Source organism: Sphingobium sp. LF-16 (assembly GCF_003711185.1).
Classification (GTDB): domain Bacteria; phylum Pseudomonadota; class Alphaproteobacteria; order Sphingomonadales; family Sphingomonadaceae; genus Sphingobium; species Sphingobium yanoikuyae_A.
The window spans coordinates 3,251,965-3,270,685 of record NZ_CP029335.1; the positions used below are offsets into that span (position 1 = coordinate 3,251,965).

21 protein-coding genes and 2 pseudogenes are annotated in these 18,721 nt (G+C 57.0%); 14 read left to right on the forward strand and 9 right to left on the reverse strand.

Annotated features, from left to right (window positions below; genetic code table 11):
* The first annotated feature begins 155 nt into the window (after nt 1-155).
* The 7 genes from DIZ22_RS15140 (at nt 156) to DIZ22_RS15170 (ending at nt 6,580) form a co-directional block, all read left to right on the forward strand.
* Nucleotides 156-1,439: an integrase arm-type DNA-binding domain-containing protein gene (locus DIZ22_RS15140; protein WP_048939424.1), complete on the forward strand. Its 1,284-nt coding sequence runs from the start codon at nt 156-158 to the stop codon at nt 1,437-1,439.
* Between the two features lie 699 nt (nt 1,440-2,138).
* Nucleotides 2,139-2,651: a hemerythrin domain-containing protein gene (locus DIZ22_RS15145; protein ID WP_004208777.1), complete on the forward strand. Its 513-nt coding sequence runs from the start codon at nt 2,139-2,141 to the stop codon at nt 2,649-2,651.
* A gap of 107 nt (nt 2,652-2,758) precedes the next feature.
* Nucleotides 2,759-3,733: a TIGR03557 family F420-dependent LLM class oxidoreductase gene (locus tag DIZ22_RS15150; RefSeq protein WP_048939425.1), complete on the forward strand. Its 975-nt coding sequence runs from the start codon at nt 2,759-2,761 to the stop codon at nt 3,731-3,733.
* Nucleotides 3,734-3,964: 231 nt separating this feature from the next.
* A complete protein-coding gene (locus DIZ22_RS15155) occupies nt 3,965-5,083 on the forward strand; it encodes a DUF3182 family protein (RefSeq protein ID WP_048939677.1) in 1,119 nt (372 codons plus the stop codon).
* Nucleotides 5,080-5,877 (forward strand): alpha/beta fold hydrolase, encoded by a 798-nt coding sequence (locus DIZ22_RS15160; RefSeq protein WP_048939675.1) that lies wholly within the window; start codon nt 5,080-5,082, stop codon nt 5,875-5,877. The genes DIZ22_RS15155 and DIZ22_RS15160 overlap by 4 nt, the downstream gene beginning before the upstream one ends.
* 62 nt (nt 5,878-5,939) lie before the next feature.
* Nucleotides 5,940-6,383: a pyridoxamine 5'-phosphate oxidase family protein gene (locus DIZ22_RS15165; RefSeq protein WP_122928371.1), complete on the forward strand. Its 444-nt coding sequence runs from the start codon at nt 5,940-5,942 to the stop codon at nt 6,381-6,383.
* Nucleotides 6,383-6,580, forward strand: a complete 198-nt coding sequence (locus DIZ22_RS15170; RefSeq protein ID WP_004208783.1) for a hypothetical protein — start codon at nt 6,383-6,385, stop codon at nt 6,578-6,580. Before DIZ22_RS15165 ends, DIZ22_RS15170 begins: the two co-directional genes overlap by 1 nt.
* 45 nt (nt 6,581-6,625) lie before the next feature.
* Here DIZ22_RS15170 and DIZ22_RS15175 read toward each other — a convergent pair whose 3' ends face one another.
* The gene (locus DIZ22_RS15175) at nt 6,626-7,255 is read right to left on the reverse strand and encodes a methyltransferase (RefSeq protein ID WP_240626741.1); all 630 of its coding nucleotides are present in this window, start codon (nt 7,253-7,255) and stop codon (nt 6,626-6,628) included.
* Nucleotides 7,256-7,541: 286 nt separating this feature from the next.
* Here DIZ22_RS15175 and DIZ22_RS15180 point away from each other — a divergent pair.
* The 4 genes and pseudogenes from DIZ22_RS15180 to DIZ22_RS15195 all read left to right on the forward strand — a co-directional run bounded on the left by DIZ22_RS15180 (nt 7,542) and on the right by DIZ22_RS15195 (nt 10,792).
* A pseudogene (locus DIZ22_RS15180) lies at nt 7,542-8,302 on the forward strand (IS5 family transposase).
* A gap of 160 nt (nt 8,303-8,462) precedes the next feature.
* Entirely contained in the window at nt 8,463-9,029 is a 567-nt protein-coding gene (locus DIZ22_RS15185) for a hypothetical protein (RefSeq protein ID WP_122928373.1), read from the forward strand.
* 683 nt (nt 9,030-9,712) lie between these two features.
* Nucleotides 9,713-10,189, forward strand: coding sequence for an Hsp20 family protein (locus DIZ22_RS15190; RefSeq protein ID WP_063141738.1), 477 nt, complete (start codon nt 9,713-9,715; stop codon nt 10,187-10,189).
* An 81-nt stretch (nt 10,190-10,270) separates the two neighbouring features.
* Entirely contained in the window at nt 10,271-10,792 is a 522-nt protein-coding gene (locus DIZ22_RS15195; RefSeq protein WP_122928838.1) for an Hsp20/alpha crystallin family protein, read from the forward strand.
* 557 nt (nt 10,793-11,349) lie between these two features.
* Here DIZ22_RS15195 and DIZ22_RS15205 read toward each other — a convergent pair.
* On the reverse strand, nt 11,350-11,646 hold the full coding sequence (locus tag DIZ22_RS15205; RefSeq protein ID WP_107917549.1) for a plasmid stabilization protein: 297 nt from the start codon (nt 11,644-11,646) through the stop codon (nt 11,350-11,352).
* A gap of 225 nt (nt 11,647-11,871) precedes the next feature.
* Here DIZ22_RS15205 and DIZ22_RS15210 point away from each other — a divergent pair, with 225 nt between their 5' ends.
* Nucleotides 11,872-12,057 (forward strand): hypothetical protein, encoded by a 186-nt coding sequence (locus tag DIZ22_RS15210; protein ID WP_048938969.1) that lies wholly within the window; start codon nt 11,872-11,874, stop codon nt 12,055-12,057.
* A 336-nt stretch (nt 12,058-12,393) separates the two neighbouring features.
* Here DIZ22_RS15210 and DIZ22_RS22445 read toward each other — a convergent pair whose 3' ends face one another.
* Genes DIZ22_RS22445 through DIZ22_RS15225 form a run of 3 tightly spaced genes read right to left on the reverse strand, consistent with a single transcriptional unit; the run spans nt 12,394 to nt 13,075 of the window.
* On the reverse strand, nt 12,394-12,564 hold the full coding sequence (locus tag DIZ22_RS22445) for an HVA1 family protein (RefSeq protein WP_080993685.1): 171 nt from the start codon (nt 12,562-12,564) through the stop codon (nt 12,394-12,396).
* Nucleotides 12,565-12,597: 33 nt separating this feature from the next.
* Entirely contained in the window at nt 12,598-12,819 is a 222-nt protein-coding gene (locus DIZ22_RS15220) for a hypothetical protein (protein ID WP_235654594.1), read from the reverse strand.
* Nucleotides 12,794-13,075 carry a DUF2171 domain-containing protein gene (locus DIZ22_RS15225; RefSeq protein WP_080993687.1) on the reverse strand — a complete coding sequence of 94 codons (282 nt, stop codon included), beginning with the start codon at nt 13,073-13,075 and terminating at the stop codon, nt 12,794-12,796. The genes DIZ22_RS15220 and DIZ22_RS15225 overlap by 26 nt, the downstream gene beginning before the upstream one ends.
* 150 nt (nt 13,076-13,225) lie before the next feature.
* Here DIZ22_RS15225 and DIZ22_RS15230 point away from each other — a divergent pair, with 150 nt between their 5' ends.
* Both DIZ22_RS15230 and DIZ22_RS22065 read left to right on the forward strand, forming a co-directional pair.
* Nucleotides 13,226-13,642, forward strand: a complete 417-nt coding sequence (locus DIZ22_RS15230; protein WP_080993684.1) for a hemerythrin domain-containing protein — start codon at nt 13,226-13,228, stop codon at nt 13,640-13,642.
* Nucleotides 13,643-13,718: 76 nt separating this feature from the next.
* Nucleotides 13,719-14,075 carry a hypothetical protein gene (locus DIZ22_RS22065; RefSeq protein ID WP_199909694.1) on the forward strand — a complete coding sequence of 119 codons (357 nt, stop codon included), beginning with the start codon at nt 13,719-13,721 and terminating at the stop codon, nt 14,073-14,075.
* Nucleotides 14,076-14,141: 66 nt separating this feature from the next.
* On the opposite strand, the gene DIZ22_RS15240 is transcribed toward DIZ22_RS22065, so the two are convergent.
* The 4 genes and pseudogenes from DIZ22_RS15240 to DIZ22_RS15255 all read right to left on the reverse strand — a co-directional run bounded on the left by DIZ22_RS15240 (nt 14,142) and on the right by DIZ22_RS15255 (nt 18,640).
* Nucleotides 14,142-16,742, reverse strand: a complete 2,601-nt coding sequence (locus tag DIZ22_RS15240; protein WP_122928375.1) for a PAS domain-containing protein — start codon at nt 16,740-16,742, stop codon at nt 14,142-14,144.
* Nucleotides 16,743-17,061: 319 nt separating this feature from the next.
* Nucleotides 17,062-17,288 (reverse strand): annotated as a pseudogene (locus DIZ22_RS22260) (IS630 family transposase); the annotation flags it as partial.
* A 113-nt stretch (nt 17,289-17,401) separates the two neighbouring features.
* The gene (locus DIZ22_RS15250; protein ID WP_004208794.1) at nt 17,402-17,749 is read right to left on the reverse strand and encodes a response regulator transcription factor; all 348 of its coding nucleotides are present in this window, start codon (nt 17,747-17,749) and stop codon (nt 17,402-17,404) included.
* A gap of 3 nt (nt 17,750-17,752) precedes the next feature.
* On the reverse strand, nt 17,753-18,640 hold the full coding sequence (locus DIZ22_RS15255) for an iron-containing redox enzyme family protein (protein ID WP_004208795.1): 888 nt from the start codon (nt 18,638-18,640) through the stop codon (nt 17,753-17,755).
* Nucleotides 18,641-18,721: the final 81 nt, after the last annotated feature.

Here is an 18,721-nt window from a genome sequence, read left to right on the forward strand (position 1 = left end):
CAGAACATCTCGGAAATGCCCAAGCCGCCTCTCGGAAATGGCGGATTTCTGCGACCTTTTGAGCCTTTTGCTCTCAGGGCGTCCAGTTGCATCTCGCAACCTTTTCTGGCCAAAGTTGGTAGCTATTCTCGCGGGTACCCTGAAGGAGATACCCCATGCTGAGCGCCATGGCCGTGAGCAACGCGAAGCCCATCCACCGTCCATATAAATTATCGGACGGCCGGGGCCTGTATCTGATGGTGATGCCCAATGGGGCGCGCTACTGGCGTTTCTATTACACCTTCCTCAAGAAGCAGAAGACGCTGTCGGTCGGGGTGTATCCCGATGTCTCGCTCGCACTGGCGCGAGAACGGCGGGAAGAGCTGCGCCGCATTCTTGCGTCAGGCGAAGACCCGTCGAGCCGACGGAAGGCTGATGCCGCTCAGGCGCGGCTGCTTGAAACCGGGACGTTCGATCAGCTTGCCGACGAGTATGTCGCGCGTTTGAAGGCTCGGGGTCGAGCCGAGAAGACGGTCAGCAAGAATATCTGGATCCTCGAATACGCACGGCCCGCGCTCGGAAACCAGCTGGTGCGGGATATCTCGACGCCGGAGGTGCTGGAGATCCTGCGCAAGATCGAAGCGCGAGGGCATCACGAAACCGCGATTCGGCTTCGAGGGACACTGAGCACCATCTTTCGCTACGCCATTGCCACCGGCAGGGCGAACAAGGATCCGGCGAGCGAATTGCGTGGGGCGTTGCTGACGCCTAAGGTCAAGCACAGGCCGGCTATCACGGATCCGGCCAAGGTGGGTCCGCTGCTTCGTGCCATCGACGGCTATGACGGCGATGGGGCGGTCCGAATCGCCCTTCAGCTGTCGGCCCACCTGTTCGTTCGACCAGGCGAGCTACGGCTGGCGCAATGGGAGGAGTTTGATCCGGACAGTTGTATCTGGCTCATCCCGGCGAGCCGGACGAAGATGCGTCGTCTTCATAAGGTCCCGCTCTCCCGTCAGGTTCTTGGCCTGTTGGAGAAGCTGGAGGGTATGACCGGGGGCGGTCAGCTCCTGTTTCCCAGCCCGCGATCCGACAAACGCGCGATATCCGACAATACGCTGAATGCAGCGCTTCGCCGGATGGGCTTCAAGCAGGACGAAATGACGGCGCATGGCTTCCGAGCTATGGCGGCGACCTTGCTCAACGAATGCGGCAAATGGCATCCGGATGCCATTGAACGACAGCTGGGCCACATCGAAGGCAATGATGTCCGGCGTGCCTATGTGCGCGGCGAGCATTGGGGCGAACGCGTGCAGATGATGCAATATTGGTCTGATCGCCTTGATCAGCTGCGTTCGACAGAAGCCGGCGTAAGGCGTAAATTTTCTCAAGCTTCTGCAGGCGAGCAGGCGGCTCCGTCACGTGACGGGGATGACGAAAGCATATCGCCTGACTGGCGCTAGGAGTGATGGCCCAGGCCTTATCAATCTATTCTGATGAGTGAGGCTAAAGAGGGCGACTTTCAGCGATGGAAGTCGCCCTCCTATTAAATCGCAGATACTGATTGGGGGAATTGTATCGTTTGCTTGGCACGCAGCGATTGCGGTCGCCAAAACTTGCAAGCGCTGCAAGCGCATAAGTCATGATGATGTACCAGTATATTTGGATATGCGATCACGACTAGAAAATTATCGGTCATGTTCCGACGATTAGCTAAGATTTTTTCTGTCCGTTATTTTGGTAGGCGATCGAAAGGCAAATTTGACTTGGATGCATGATCTTAGAGCAGTGCGGGTTTGGCTCAAATGATGTGCGAAGAGGCATCGAAATGCCGTCGCGAGACGCAAGAAACGCTGTGCCAGGACTCTATGCTCAGAATGACCAATAAGCGGCTCCGTAAAGCTGCGTGCCAGGCGTTGCGCGATGGACAGGGCAGCGAGGCAGGTTCAGCGACCACCTGGAAAGGTCACAATGAGCATCTCTGTGCGCGAAATGCGATGAAGTCGCTTTTGAGCGATCGTCAATGCACACGCCGCAGACCATGCGAAAAAATGTGTTCCGCCTGATCCAGATTATTGAGGTGGATTAGGTGAAATTGGCGCTCGGAACCCTTCGGCAATTTACGGCTTCCTTAGCGGATAGAACCACTAAGGAGATCCCACATGGCCAAGGCCGAATATTCCGATGCCATCGCCCTCCTAAAGGCCGATCATCGCAAGGTTGAAGAGCTTTTCGAGCAGTTCGAGAAAGCTGCGACTGGCAAGAAAAAGGGCGACATCGCCCACCAGATCTGCACCGAACTCAAGATCCATACGCTGATAGAGGAAGAGATTTTCTATCCCGCGTTCGAGGGCAAGATCGAGGCCGATACGCTAGAGGAAGCCTATGTCGAGCATGACGGCGCCAAGGTGCTGATCAACGACATCGAGGCTGGCTCTTGGGACGACAAATTCTACGAGGCCAAGGTCAAGGTGTTGTCTGAGGAGATTAAGCACCATGTCCACGAAGAGGAAATGCGTGGAGAAGGCATGTTCGCGCAATGTCGCGCGACCGATGTCGACCTGATTGTCCTGCGGGATCAGATGCTTGCACGCAAGGAAGAGCTAGTTGTTCAGGCCAAGGCCGCAGGCTTGCCGGCGGCCAAACCGACAGCTGTCAATCTGATCCCCACCTGAGCCGGCACTGCGAAGGGCGCGCGGCCGAACTCGAGCGCTCCAGTGCCGAAAGAGAGCTCGCATCCGACGTTTTTCGCCAACATCCCGAACATATCGAGGAAAAGACCATGCCGAAGTTCGGATATAAGCTGATGACGGAGGAGCATGGGCCAAAAGCGCTCGTGGAAAACGCGATCCGTGCAGAGAATGCGGGGTTTGACTTCGTCTCTATCTCAGATCATTTCCATCCTTGGCTCGAATCCCAGGGGCATGCCCCCTTTGCCTGGAGCGTCCTAGGGGCCATCGCCCATGCGACCGATCGGATCGGCATCGCGACCGGCCTCACCTGCCCGATCCTGCGCTATCATCCTGTCATCGTTGCGCAGGCCGCCGCCACTGTCGCTATCATGAGTGACAATCGCTTCACCCTGGCGGTGGGAGCGGGTGAACGACTGAATGAACATGTTACAGGGGTGCGGTGGCCCTCAGTGCCGGAGAGGCACGACATGCTCGGCGAAGCGGTCGAAATTCTTCGCCTTCTCTGGGAGGGCGGCGTCCATAGCTGGAAAGGGAAGCATTTCCTTATCGACCATGCCCAGCTCTACGATCTTCCGACCAAACCGATTCCTGTCATCGTTGGCGTTAGCGGTCCAGCGTCTGTCGCTCTTGCCGCGGAAAAAGGTGACGGGATCATGACAACCGCGCCGGAAAGCGATCTGGTAAAAGGCTATGAAGCCAGGGCCGGCAATCGTGGGGCCTGCTATGCGGAGGCCGTCATCGCATATGCATCCAGCGCTGAAAGAGGGTTGGAGATCACACGCGACAGATTTCGCTTCTCTGCCTTCGATTGGTCGGTCAACAGCGAGATTCCCTCGGTCAAGGGCTTTGAGGCTGCTAGCCAGTATGTCCGACCTGAAGATCTGGCAGCGAAGGTGTCAGCCGGTCCGGACGTTCAGACCCATATTCAGTTGATCTCACAGTATGTGGACGCTGGCTTCGATCATATTGTGCTGACGTGCCCTGGAGACGATCAGGCGGGCTTCATCGAATTTTTCGAGCGCGAGCTAAAACCGTCCCTGCCGCGCTTCGAGCCGTCCGAATGAGGTCGCCCCAGGATCGGGACGTTGGAGGGGCGCTCCATGGGTGTGAACGAGGTGAACTGGCTAGGCATCCCAAAAGCGATTGCATGCACCATCTTCCGCTCATGCTGCCAGTCAACGCTATTTAGGGCAAGGCCCGCCGAGTCGCCACGCCAGGCATATGGATAATAAGCTGTGTCACCTGGTTGTTTGAAAACGGCCTAGCGGCAGAGCCTCAAGGATCTGAGAGGTTTAATGGCCAGTTCGCATCAGACCCGTTTCGTGAAGATCTGTCCCGCCCAGTCCGGCGCGATGAACAACGAGCATGACAGGGTCGCCAGAGCCGAACTTGCCCGAAGGATTGCCCGCCTTGGCGAAGCGACATTCGTCGAACATGACCCGCCAGGATTTTCGGCGTTAGATGATAGTGCGCAGAAGACGCTCTTCATTCCGGCAAGCACGATCGACCTAGCCATGGCGCGGCAACTGGGCATAAGCGATGAGAGCCAGATTTACGGCGGTGTGGTTCCCCATGCCTTCGTGGGAAGCAAGGTCATCACTCATCCGCTTTTCCAAAGCAGTGATGCAGTGCCCGTGGGATGGCACTCGGAACTGGGCGCTGCGCTCGCGCCTCATGTTCTCTCCGGCTGGTCAGCTTTCAGTGTAGATGCTGTGCGCGCCGCCGGCCTCGACTTGCTTAAACAGGGTGCAATCCGCCTGAAGGAAGTTGAAGCGACGGCAGGGCTCGGACAATTTGTCGTTACCTCGCCTCGGAAACTGGAAGAAGCGATAGCCCAACTTGATACGGAGGCTGTTGCCCGTCATGGCGTCGTGATTGAAGAGAATCTCGACAATGTCATCACCTACAGCGTCGGCATGACATGCCTTTTTGGAGACTTGATCTCCTATTGGGGCACGCAGCGTCTCGCCACCAACAATGACGGAGCCACCGTCTATGGCGGCTCGACCCTGCATGTTGTGAGGGGTGGCTTTGAACGACTGGCCGGACTCGATCTTGCAGACGATCTGAAGCAGGGTATCAAAAAGGCGATCGCATATGATGCGATCGTCTCGAAATTCTACCCGGATCTGATTGCCTCTCGCCGCAACTATGATGTCGCTGCCGGGATTAATTCTTCCGGGGAAATACGCATTGGCGTCCTTGAACAAAGTTGGCGGGCGGGCGGCGCGAGTGGCGCCGAAATAGCGGCTTTCAAAGCCTTTGCGCGTGATCCCGAATTGTCGGCGGTTACATGCGCCACGATGGAGATTTATGGTGAGATCGACGCCGCACCGATCGGTAGCATCGTCTATTATAGCGGTATCGATGCGGTCGCGGGACCGATGACAAAATATGCAATGGAGCTGGAATGACAGGCAGCCAGATATGCTTCGATGTCGAAGGGGAAAGTCTTGAGGCGACAATCCTGTCTCCGGACAAGCTTGTTCCTGGCATACTCTTCATTCACGGCTGGGGCGGTTCGCGCGATCAGGACATGGTGCGCGCCGAAGAGATCGCGCAGCTGGGCTGTATCTGCTTCACCTTTGATCTGCGAGGCCATGCCCGGCACGCCGAAGAACGCAACAGAGTGACACGATCCCATGGTCTTGCCGATGTCGTAGCCGCTTACGACTATCTTGTCGGCCAGGACCAGGTCGACCCATCTGCGATTGCAGTCGTGGGTACAAGTTATGGCGGCTATCTTGCCACCCTTCTCACCGCAGTCCGTCCGGTCAACTGGCTGGCCTTACGTGTGCCCGCTCTCTATCCGGACGAACATTGGGATGTCCCCAAGGCGATGCTGGATCGCGACCTCATCAATGCCTATCGGGCACGCTTTCGGACGGGGCGAGAGGACAAGGCGCTGGCAGCATGCGAGCGATTTGCAGGCGATGTGCTCATCGTGGAGTCAGAACATGATGACTATGTCCCGCATGAGACAATCAGCTCCTATATGTCGGCGTTTCACAACAGTAATTCCTTGAGCTACCGTATCCTCAAAGGAGCCGATCATTCGTTGCGGAACGAGGGCTGCCGGCGCGCATACAACCAGTTGCTGCTCACCTGGATCGAGGAAATGGTTCGGGGAGGTCGCAGATCGTCTACCCCCCAACAGCAAGCTGCCGGAGAAATGCCATCTCAGGCTTATAGACTTGCGGATCGATAGTCTTTTCCAACGCATTGGCCCGACAAGCCGCGTCATGCGTTGAGGGAGGGAAGGAGAGAGTCATGTCATTGTCGCTCGTGGACCTGTCCCGGAAGATAAAGGACATCGATTTCGCGATGCTTGCAACTCATGCCAAAGGCGGTGCCATTGGTTCGCGTCCGATGAGCAATAATCGCGAAGTCGATTATGACGGCACGGCGTGGTTCTTCACAGACGAAACCGCCTCCATGGTTTCGGACATGGAAGCCGATTCAGCTGTCAATCTTAGCTATCAGGGCAAATCCGGTCTGCTGGGCCACCGTCCTTTTTTCGTCGCGGTCGAAGGGCGAGCCGCCTTGATCAGAGACCGGACTCAGTTTGAAGCCCATTGGACGAAGGGGCTCGAACGGTGGTGGCCGCAGGGCATTCAAACTCCCGGTCTGGTTCTGATCCAGGTGATTGGCGAACGCGCCCATTATTGGGACGGCGAGAATGAAGGCGAAATCCTTCTTGAAGGCATTAAGTGATGTCGCCCAACGAAAAGCCTTCTGCACACCGGCTCGGGAAAGCCGGTGCTTTTGTTGTCGGCACTATCATCGCCATTTTCATCATCATATTTGTCGGCAGAAACCTGTGGCACGGAGAAGAGCTCGAGCAGGATCAAGCCGTTGGCAACAATGTTGCGACTGAGCATACCGGCCCCTCCTATAATCAGCGACCGTGAGGCACGCCACGCCTCAGACCGGAAGATCCGTCGCTCTTTAAACCATCATTTATTAGGTTTCGACGCCCAGAACAGATAGCATGGTGGAATGTTGCGCCATTCATATGCGGCGTGCACTGACGAAAATCGCTGCTCGAGAAGTGGGCGTACAGCCTTCCGCATTTGATAAGCCATGAAGAGCCCATCAGGGGACAAGAGCTGCACGCTGCGATCAATGATCTGCGTTGCGATTGCAGGCTCAAGTGTCGAAAATGGTAAGCCCGAAATTATGCAATCGGCCTGCGAAAGGCCGAGATCCGCCATATACTGCTGAGCATCTGTGGCCGATCCAGTGATGACGTGCAAACGCCTGTCCGGAATTGCCGAGGCCAAATGGTCGGTGAATGACGGGCTGGTGTCGATGGCAATCAGCCTGGCATGCGGTCGGAGGTGAGCGAGAATGGCGCTAGTGAACGCGCCGGTACCTGGCCCATATTCGAGCATCGTCGTTACCTGAGACCAATCAACGCCGTGCAGCATTCGGTCGATCAGCCAGTGCGATGCTGGAAATGAAGAGCCGACCGTGTTCGGGCTTTTGAGAAATTCGGCGGCGGCAATGAGCCGGGCCTTCAAATCGCTCGTTCCCCCCGAAGCCACGGAAGTGGGGTAAGAAGCGGCATTTTGCACGTCGGCCATATCTGCTCCTCGACTTATTCTCCGCTCTAAAATCCTCCCGACGCATTTGAAGTTTCGATTCCCGCCGCAAAAATCACGCTTAACCAAATCAATCTCTGACATGATTTCTCACGCTTTTGGGACAATTGCTGATGTCAGTCTCGACGGAGGCGCGATGAAAGAGGGCGACCGTCCTGCTTTCAAGCGGCCTCTTTCATGGATCGACGGAATTAGGCCGTAAACTCATAAAATGGCTTGAGGGTTGACCGTTTGCGTGATTCAGGAGCCTCCAGATTTGGAGGACTTGATGGCACGGCGGCGGTATGAACTGACAGATCGGGAATGGGCCATCATCGAGCCGTTGTTGCCCAACAAGCCGCGTGGCGTGGCGCGGGTTGATGACCGGCGAGTGCTGAACGGGATCATGTGGCGTTTCCGGTCCGGTGCGACATGGGCGGAAATTCCCGAGCGCTATGGCCCATCGACGACCTGCTACAACCGGTTCGTGCGCTGGCGCAAAGCCGGGGTGTGGGACCGGCTTCTGGCTGAGGTTTCCGCCGGATATAATGGCGAACTGGTGATGATCGATTCCACCTGCATGCGCGTCCACCAAAATGGTGCGACGGGCAAAAAGGGGGAAGCTGCGATCGTGGCATGGGACGTTCCCGGGGCGGCCTCACCAGCAAACTCCACGCTCTTGTCGATGCTGTCGGGCGTCCTGTCAGCCTGAGACTGACAGGCGGGCAGATTCACGATGCCTGCGAGGCGGAGGCGCTGATCGAAGCCATTCCCGAGGGCGCAATCCTGCTGGGCGACAAAGGGTATGACAGCAACGCCATCCGTGAAGCCGCTGCGGCCAGGAACGTCTGGGCCAATATTCCCAATCGATCCAACCGCAAGCAGCGCTTCGCCTTCTCGCCATGGCTCTACAAGCAGCGCAATCTTGTCGAGCGCTTCTTCAACCGCATCAAGCAGTTCCGCGGCATCGCCACCCGCTACGACAAGGATCCCGACAACTTCCTCGCCGCCATCAAACTCATATGCGTTCGCCTCTGGTGCAACGCGTAATGAGTCTACGCGCTAATCTGGTCACCAGTCGTTCAAGCAAGCAACTATGGATCATCACGAGGCGATGGGCGGTTGACGGATGGGTTAGACGGGTTGCACCGATAATCTGCATCAAAGGCCAGGATCGGAACGGGGGCGCCAGGACAGCTGTTTCCCCTCTATGGCGAAACTCAAGGTCTTCCGTACGCCCGCCGGCTTCCACGACGCCTATGTAGCGGCGCCAAGTCAGAAAGCTGCACTGGCCGCGTGGGGATCCGACGCCGACCTCTTTGCGCGCGGGATTGCAGAAAAGGTCACCGACCCCAAGCTGATGGGTGAGCCGCTCGCGAAGCCCGGAGTCGTAATTAAGGTCAGCCGGGGCAGTGCGGCTGACCATTTCGAGGCTGCCGAGCCAAAGTCGCCACCACATCGCAGTCGCCCGAAAAGCAGACGAATATCTACGGAGAATGTGGCGAAAGCCGACGCGCCGCCCATCGCGCCGACGCCAAGGAAGAAGGTTCCGCGCCCCAGCCGCGCAAAACTCGATGCAGCCCAAATAGCGCTCGAACAAGCGGCTGCTAATCTCAAGCAGAGCCTGGCAGACATCGAAGCAAGGCGGCGTGCTCTCGACGCGGAGCGCCGCGCTTTGCAGGCGGAAGGCGATAAGCGTATGACGAAGCTGGAGACCGCCCGCGACAGAGCGCGCAAAAAGTATCAGGCCCGGCTGGAGAAATGGGCTAGACGCTGACTTATCAAGACTGGCGCTTTGCCGTAGGCCGCCTTCTGCCCTTTAATAGGGCTACGGCTTCGTGCCGAGGGCGGCTTTTGCATAGACTATCCAGCGGTAAGGACTGGACATTGACGATAGCTGGGGATTGCCCATCGTGATGGCTTATCCCTTGCGGGGATCGCCTCATAAACTAAAGCTCACTCATCGGCCAGACTCGACGGCTTTCAAGATCGCTTCGCAGAAGCTGACCAATTGGCCGGAATTTGAGTTTGGGCCTGGGATATGCATATGGGGGCGCCAAGTGCCGGTAACGTCGATTACACGTGGTCACCCGGCGAGTTGCTCATGCACTTGACCAATGTTGACTGACAAGGAACTTCTCCTCGCGAGCGGCGACGTCAACGCAGACGGGGCTTCTCTCGACATTGCTCCGTTCCTACGACGTATATGGTTCCCAGTACGGACGCTCCATAAGCCCTGTAGCAGCTCCAGGGACAAGCGCAGCTTTAGTCTTGACCATCGGCGCCCTGAGCGGATGAAGAACGCACGCCAGCGCTAGCTAAAAATGCCTCTTGAAACCGGTTTATTGCTTCCTAATTTTTCCTCGCCGGACGCCGAAACCTGGGTCCGGTGGACATTGAGAGCGCCGGCTCTCTCCGGCGCTTCTCATGCCCGAATTGCTCAATCAGGAGGATTTGGAAATGAGAACCACTGCTTTTGACTTTTCGCCGTATCGACGCTCAACCGTGGGTTTTGATCGGCTGTTCAACCTGCTCGAGGCAGGCGCGCGCGAAGACGATGGCTATCCACCCTTTGATATTCTGAGAGAAGGCGAAGACAGCTATCGCATCACGCTCGCTGTCGCAGGTTTCCGCCCCGAGGACATTGAAGTGGTGGCCCAGCAGAATCTGCTCACCGTGACCGGCAAGGGTGCCGAGGACAACGGCCAGGGCGAGTATCTGCACCGGGGCATCGCCACGCGTACGTTCGAGCGGCGCTTCCAGCTTGCCGATTTCGTGGAAGCTGGCGATGCCCGTTTCGAGAACGGCTTGCTGAGCATCACGCTCAGGCGCGTGGTGCCCGAGGCGATGAAACCGCGCCGAATTGAGATCGCTGGGGGCAAGGCCGCCCAGGATCAGATCGAAGCACCTAGGGATGAGGTCCGCGAAGCAGCCTGATCCCCGACCAAAGGGTTTGCCGGGCCGCATCCAGCGGCCCGGTAGGCCTACCCCTTCCAGCCACAAAAGGAGATGACTATCATGGCTTTTCGTGATCTCATTCCCTGGAGGCGGCAGGAAAACCGGCTCCCCGTCCCGGTCAGTGCCGAGGGCGGCCGAGACAGCGATACCCACCCGATGCTCTCGCTCCACCGCGAGGTGGACCGGCAGTTCGATGGCCTCTTCCGCGCCTTCGGCGTACCCGCATTGGCTGGATTGTACCGCGCGGCCGGCTGGCCGCATGTCGAGCTCGGCGAGACCGACAAGGAAATCCGCGCTACGGCCAAACTGCCGGGTCTCGACGAAAAGGACGTGGATATTACCGTTGAAGACGGTGCGCTCACGCTCCGGGGAGTGAGGCGGTCCAAAGTTGAAAACAAGGACTTTGGTTATCCCGAGCGCAGCGATAGCTGCTTTGAACGCCGTATCCGGCTGCCCGAGGACATCGACCGTGACAACGCTAACGCAGCTTTCAAGAACGGCGGCTTGACGGTCACTCTGCCCAAGATGGAGGCGGCAAACGAAAATGTCCGCCCAAATCCGGTCAATGGCAAGGCCGCCTGACGGCCTGGCTCAGAACTTCGGTTCCTGTCTTGCCAATTATAATTGTGGGGGCAGCCTCTGCCTTATCGGGTCCTACTGATCAAAGTCAGCAACTGAGCCGCATGAGCCGTCGATGATATCCTTGGCAAGTCCCGTCACTTTCCGACTACCGGACCATGTGGCTCGGCGTCATTGGACGGTAGGAAGCGCTGCGCGGCAATCTGCCGCGCATTCGCGGCACATGTCAGCGCAAAGTTTGCAATGCGCATGCTCATATCGACCGCATTGGGCCGCGCACAGATCACAAATGCGGGCGCAACTGTCTAGCATCACTCCGACAACTTCGATATTGAAGCCCGAGCGCCGCACGGCGATCCGGCCCATCGCTGTACAGACGTCCGCGCAATCAAGGCATGACCGGATGCACTGCGTCATCTCCATTTTCTCTGCCATGCAAGCGTCTGCGCATGAGGTACACATTTCAGCGCAGAACATCGCGTGGCGTGCCGCGGTGGCCAAAAGCGGATTAAAATCCTGCCCTACGTCTGGATGGAGCGATATCATCTTGTGGATGGACATCAGCCATTCGCCTGCTTGCGTCGGGTCTCCCAACCTTTTTTCGCTGCTTGCGATCGCTTCGCATGACTTTGATCTGATCCGCCAATGCGGCCGCCTTTTCTGGGTGAATCGTGGTTTTCTGCCTTGCCACGTCCTGATCCGGATTTCTTGCCGCCACCGGTTTCCTTGTTGACTGTTGCCCACGCACGGCGCTCGGCTTCCTCATGGCTTACGCCCCGATCTTCATAGCCTTCTTCGATGTGCTCCGCTTTGCGCTTTTGCTTGTCCGTATAGCTCGACTTGTCTCCACGTGGCATGTTGGCTCTCCTTCCATTTTGTTTTTCCCAACACGGCAACAGGGGTTCGTGTCCGGCTGTGATCGCAAGAAACTTTCCCACTTAAGTTAGGAAGAGCGAGAATTTGCTTTCTGATCAAATGCATGGCTCGAGACGCCTTCAATTGGCGATAGCTTTAAATTGATCCATGTAATGGAAGGCTGGGTGACCAGGAGTCATTCCATGGCGAGATGAGGAGAGACGACGATGCACCATCAGGACGATGCGGCCTACTTTCGCCGGCGTGAGATTCAGGAGCTTGCCACTGCCGAGAAAATTGCAAATCCTCTCGCCAAGCGGCTGCATTGGGAGATGGCGCAGCAATATGCGATGCGTGCGCGTTGGTCGGAGGACACGCCGGGTGCTCGGGGGGCATTATTACAAAAAGAATAGGAAACAATTGCTAACTGATTAGCCGATTAATTGGACGAGAGTTTCCTACCGTAATATTGAGACATGGATACCCATTTCGACGTCAATTTCGGAACACTCGATCATATCAGGGCTTTTGATCGCAGGATGGGTCGGTACGCACAGTAGCGTTATTGTTGACGACTATCTTGTCTTCAGGCAACGCCCATGTGTGTCAGAAATAGCCGCCAAAAAAATGAATAATACAAGAAAGCCAAATTCCCGCCATCGGCAGGATGCTCCATTGCCAATTGCGTGGGGACGGAGATATATCATCTAGCGAACATAGTTGAGAAGTTTTATTTGTGTTTAAAACCGTCAATTTGTAATATTTGTGGCGAAACGATCATTACGCCTGCTTTTATTGCTTTTCAGTATGTATTCCCAGTTGTGCCGGGAGGGTGATAATTTGTGAATTTTGATATGGTTTGGTGCCATAACTTTATTCACCACAGTACCATGCGCTTTGGTACCATGGCTTTTCCACAAAACCGCATCATCAGCGCCTCAGGGGCTTTTTCATCACGCTACCCGCGGATCCGATGAAGATGAGATGTCCCGCTTGGCCATCGCATCGATGACAGCTCGCAGGAAGGAAGAAGGGTTTTCGATCTCCTCCCTGGAGGCTGCCTCCCAATTGTCGATCAGTTCCTTGTCGGTCATGAGCCCGACATCGTCCTCATGCCTTTTTCTTACCGTGTGCGTCATGCTCCAATCCTTAGCCTTCGCCAGGCTGTCGGCCATCGTCCATGATAGCACCGCCATCCTGTTCCTCTTCGAGCAGGATGGCGGAATCGGCATTAGCCGAAAGGCGAACCTGATCGTCTTCCACCGCAGCAACCAGACCGGTCGAGATGAAGTGGTGATGGTCACCATGAGAACCGCTATCGGCCTTCACCATTTTGATCCTGTCACCTTCAAGCCGGTCCACGGTCCCGATGTGGACGCCATCCGCTCCGATCATTTCCATATGTTCAACAATAGCGGTCAGGTCTGCCATGATCGTCTCCTGCATTCTTTTGTGATGTCCAAAGCGTTCCTGCCGGAGGTGGTCAACCACCGCTGCGCGTTCGCTTAAACCCTCGGTAAGCAACCTGATAACGACGCGACTGTTCCGATAAAATCGGTTCAGCTCCCGCCCGCCTAACTTGTGTTGGTTGGATTCCCCCTCTCATTCTGTTCGAGCATCCAGATTGGGGGAGCCTTATGTACGACGTCCACCAAACGGCTCATCCTTCTAGCGCAGCTCAAGCACGCATTGGGCAAACATGCGCTGGAAGAGGAGAATGCAATTTACCCCGCTATGCGCCAGCATGGTCTTCTGGCGGAATCCTACACGCTCCATGCCGAGCATGGTTATGTGAAGCAATATCTTTATAAACTTACAGACCTTGTGAAGGATAACGACGCTTTCCAACTTAAATTGGCAAATTTTCGCCGCGACATCGAAACTCATATGCGCGACGAAGAGCATGATCTCTTTCCTCGGCTTAAGTTGGCCTTGGAAAAGGCAGATGGCGATTATCTTGCGCGTCGGATGAATCAGGAAGGGCTCAAGCTGGCCTGACCCGGGCGCAACCCCTCTCAATGGTGCAATACCTGCTATCCCTGCACAGGGAAGGGCAAAATTCGAGGACGTGGCGATGACGCAGTGGATTACCGAGCTTGTTGGACAGCTTGCTTATTGGGCGATCGCTGTTTTGATGATGCTGGAGAATATTTTCCCGCCGATACCGTCCGAGGCTATCATGCCGCTTGCGGAATATTCGGCGGCTGACGGCGAACTCAATATCATTTTCGTCATCCTCTCCGGCACGGTCGGCACAACCGCGGGCGCTTTCTTTGGGTGGTGGGTGGCCAAGCTCGAGGGGATCGCGACGCAAGCGACAAGACCCACGGCGCGAAGTAAGCGGGTGCATCAAGCGTCATGCAATTCAGCGGCTGCGCACAGAGGTCGAGCTGGGAGTAAGTGTCATCTGGCCGGAATAAGTTCAATGTAAACGGCGGCGATCGCGTGGAAAAGCGCGGAAAACGTGCGATCGGCCCTTTTCTCCGCATCCAATTTCTCAGTGAAGCAGATCGGTGATGCGCTGCTTCATGGCCTCCATCGAAAAAGGCTTGGTGAGGACGTGCATACCGGGATCAAGATGCCCGTGGCTCAATACCGCGTTTTCCGCATAACCGGTGATGAAGAGAATCTTGAGATCTGGCCTGTTCACACGGGCTGCATCTGCCACCTGCCTGCCGTTCATTCCACCAGGCAAGCCGACATCAGTGATAAGCAGGTCCACTCGTGTATCGCTCTCCAGAATTTTTAGCCCTGCCGCGCCGTCTATGGCTTCGAGCGCACCATAGCCAAGCCCTTCTAGAATCTCTACGACCAGCATCCGCACAGTGGGCTCGTCATCAATCACCAGAACGGTTTCGCCTTCGCGTGCTTGAGGCGCCAGCGCCGGCTCGGCTTCCGGTGTTGCGGGAGTGCCCGCTTCCCCCAGATGGCGTGGAAGATACAGACATATCGTTGAGCCGCGACCGAGCTCCGAATAGATCCGGGTCTGCCCACCGGACTGACGTGTGAATCCATAGATCATAGAGAGGCCGAGCCCCGTCCCCATCCCTATGGGTTTGGTCGTAAAGAATGGATCAAATGCCTTGGAGATTGTCTCCTTGCTCATCCCTGTGCCGGTATCCGAAACACACAGGGAGACATATTGCCCTGGTTCCATGTCTCGCTCAACAGCAGTCCGGCGATCCAGCCATCGGTTTCCTGTCTCGATCGTTATCTTGCCGCCATCGGGCATTGCGTCTCGCGCATTGATACACAGATTGAGAAGAGCGTTTTCCAGCTGGCTCGGATCCGCAAGGACTGGCCAAAGCCCTACCCCGTTGACCGCCTCCACCTCAATAGCCGGCCCCACAGTGCGCATGACGAGGTCGACCATGCCATTCACGAGGTCGACAACGCAGGTTGGTTTTGGAGCAAGAGTCTGACGACGGGAAAAAGCCAACAGCCTGTGTGTCAGCGCTGCCGCGCGCCGCGCAGCACCTTGCGCAGCGTGTACATAGCGGTCCACATCCTCATGCCGACCCTGCGCCCGACGAATCTGGATCATCTCAAGCCCACCAGTGATCCCGGTGAGCAGGTTGTTGAAGTCATGCGCCAGTCCACCGGTCAACTGCCCAACAGCCTCCATTTTCTGCGATTGGCGCAGCGCCTCTTCGGCGGCTATCAGGTCTCGCGTTCTCTCCTCGACCTGTTGCTCCAGAGAGGCCGCCAGCTCGCGAAGTTCGATTTCCGCCCGTCGCCGTTCGGTAGCAACTCGGGTTCGTTCCGCAACTTCACGGACGAAAGCGATCTCGTCGTCGAGCCAGTCGCGTGCGGTGGCATGATTGAGATAGAGCAATGCGACAAGGCCGCCCTGTTCAGTGAGCGGCATATTGACCACAGCCTGCGCGCTTATGGCCTTGAGCGCATCGGCTCCCTCCACCGACCGCGGATCAAGGTCGGCATCGGCAATAATGACGTCTTTCCCGCGCTTGAGATCCTCGATGTAGGATCCATAATCCCGAAACTGCAGCACCCCGGCCAAGGACGATATCCCTTCGGCATTCCAGTCGCGCTCGATCGTGATCGTCTCAAGAGCCGGATCAATGACGCCATAGCCCGCCCTGCTGACCTCCAGCGCCTCGCCCAATATCCGGGATGCAGCAAAGGAGATGTCTGCAGGGTCCTGCACGTCGCGCACGACATTGCTGAGTTCGACCAGCGCATTGCGCATCCGCTCGGCGCGCCTCAGCTCCGTAACGTCCGAAGATATGCCTGCAAGCCGAACAGGTTTGCCGTCGGCATTGAGAAACGGCTGACCGCGAGAGGTCAACCACCGGATTTCCCCCCCCGGCGTGACGATCCGGTAGGTCACATCGAAGTCCACACCCGTACGCCGTGTCAGGTCGATCGCATCGATGTTAGCCGCACGATCGGCGGGATGAATAGCCGCCAGGCGGTCATCATATGTAAACGGATTTTCCGTATCTACGCCAAACAGTGCCCGGCACGCCGGAGAGGAGGCGAGCTCTCCGGTCTCGAAATTGATACTCCATGTCCCGAACTTTCCGGCGCGAAGGGCGAAATCGAGCTCGCGCTCCTGCTCGTTCTGGCGTTGGAGCCGGCTGGTAATTTCGGCCATGAGGACGGCGTTCGAATTTTCGAGTCCCTCAAGACGTTCGCGCTCCAGCGTCACATCGACCTGGCTGGCGAAGAAATATGCGAGCTTTCCCGCCCCGTCGAATACGGGGGCAAGGAGGAGCCGGTTCCAGAATGGCTCCCCGCACTTGCGATAATTGCGAATGTCGATCTCGATCGGGCGCACCGCCTCCACCGCATCATGAATCGCCTGGACATCCGTCGGATCCGTTTCGGACCCCTGCAGAAATCGGCAGTTGCGACCCAGTATCTCGTCGCGCTCGTAACCCGTCAGCCGACAGAAGGAGTCATTCGCAAACACCACCGGATTATCGTGCAAACGTGGATTGGTTATGATCATCGGCATGCGCGTGGCGCGCACCGCAGCTACGAAGGGATCCGTCCCTGCGTCGAGGCCTAAAACTTCCGCTTCAATCCTTTGAGCATCGGCGGTGCCGTTTCCGCTCGTCACTGTTTCGCTCATTCCTATGCCGATCCCGCCTACGCTTTTCCCCTTTGTTAGAACCGAGGCACGTAGAGTGCGGTTCCATCTCCCTGGCACGGGAAAGCTGGAAGGCGTTACAGATCGAGGCGCGCTCGAAATCGCTGAAGGCAGCGACTTTGGCTTTTTTCCATCGAGATGGATTGGGGTGGAGTGGCCATTTTGGTCAAAGGCGCTGGCAGGCTGGTACGCTGGTCAATAGCTGGGTGGGCGTAGCGCCCCGAGAGGCTACCAAAGAAGGGGATGCGAAGAGCGCCAGCTGTCTGGGCCAGTGGGTTGAATCCGACATTTGGTGCCCGTGCATAATTTCGTCCAGATCGACCTTCCAGATGAAAGGGCGGGGGGCCTCGTTATTCTCCTTGATAAAGAGGTTGATGGCGGCCTGCAGATCGACGACGGAATGAAATATGCCGTCTTTTCGACCGCGACCTGTGAGCTTAGCGAAAAGCGGTCGATGGCATTGAGCCATGGGCACGTCGTCGAGACGAAATGGAAGGTACAACGCGGATGCCTGGTCCAATAGGCGCGACGATCGCCAAGCATATCTGTTCAGTTCGACGCTCCGGTTGCAGCCCAGTTCCCAGGGCAAAAATCTGCCGGTCGCCGCCGTGGGCGATCCCTCGCGTTCGGCCTGCCGGCGCTCAGTGCAGCATAGTTTGAAGCATGCGCTCAAGTTCGGTCGGAAGCAGCGGTTTAAGGATCAAAGGGGCAGTGGGATGTTTGCGCATTAACGCGAAGTCCGGAGCGCCTGAACAAAAGACATAGGGGATGCCGTACAGATCAAGATCACCTGCCAAAAGGCCGACGTCGCCATCTTTCAACCGAATATCCAGGACAGCAGCGGACGGCATATCTTCAGCCACGGCAGCGATACCGTCGGCGAGCGTTTGGTAAGGCCCGTCTACCGCATAGTTGGCGTCCTCCAATATGTTAGCGATGACGGCGGCGACGGCAGGGTCGTCCTCGACCAGCAGGATGCGGTTACTCATCTTTTAGGCCAATCCGAAATGAGCACGATATCGCTCGAAACAACGCTCCCCGCAGCGCAGGCGGATCAGCGCTCCTTCCGCCATGGCGGTTGCACGGCGGGGATCTTCCGCGACCAGTGGGTAGATTGCCTCATCATTCCATTCACGGCTGTGCTTGATATCGAGTACGGCATGGAGATCGAAATAGCGTCGTTCGGACCCAGACAGGCCGACGCGCTTCAACCCCCTGGCAGTATACGCGGACCGATCGGGCGCGGTAAGCTCGATCACTCCCAGGGCGCCGACGCTGTGCCAAGCATAGCAACGTAAAGAGGCCATGGCCGTCATGGCATTGGCGAGCGCCAGACTTTCCCAGGCAGTATTTTCGATACGCGTATCGAGGTCCAGAGTATCGACCAGCTGGCCCAGCATCGGCCCATGCATGCCCTTCGCGTTACCCCGGCCCATCTCGTCCCAGTAATTGCGCGCCAGTTCGAGCTTGGCGCGCGCCGGCAGCTTGACTTGCGTCATTGCGACCAGATCGTCGAAACCTGCTTCGCCCGCAGCTTCCTGCGACAGGAACCATCGAAGCTCATCTCGGTCCGCCTGTTCAGCGAGCCACGGGAAAAGACGATCATGCTGTCCAGGCCCACTCGCCTTGAGATTCTCGAACCAGGCGATGAAGCGATCAGGGTCCGTTGGCGCCTCGCGCGCCTCAACCATGACTTCCCGCCGCAACTCCTCAAGAAATCCCATCTCCAGACGAAGCATATGGCGATCATTGTCGAAGCGACTAGCTGACATGTCCTCTGGAAAAGTGGGCGATAGCCGTTCGCGATTCCAGCGGCTCAGCACCTCCTGAAATTCCTGTTGCAGAAATTGAGATCCGTCAGCCTTGAGCTGCGTAGCCACATCCAGTCCTTTCATATGATATGGCGGAATAATCCTGGAGGGCTGACTCTCGTTCCTGAAAATCATATTGATCAGGATCAA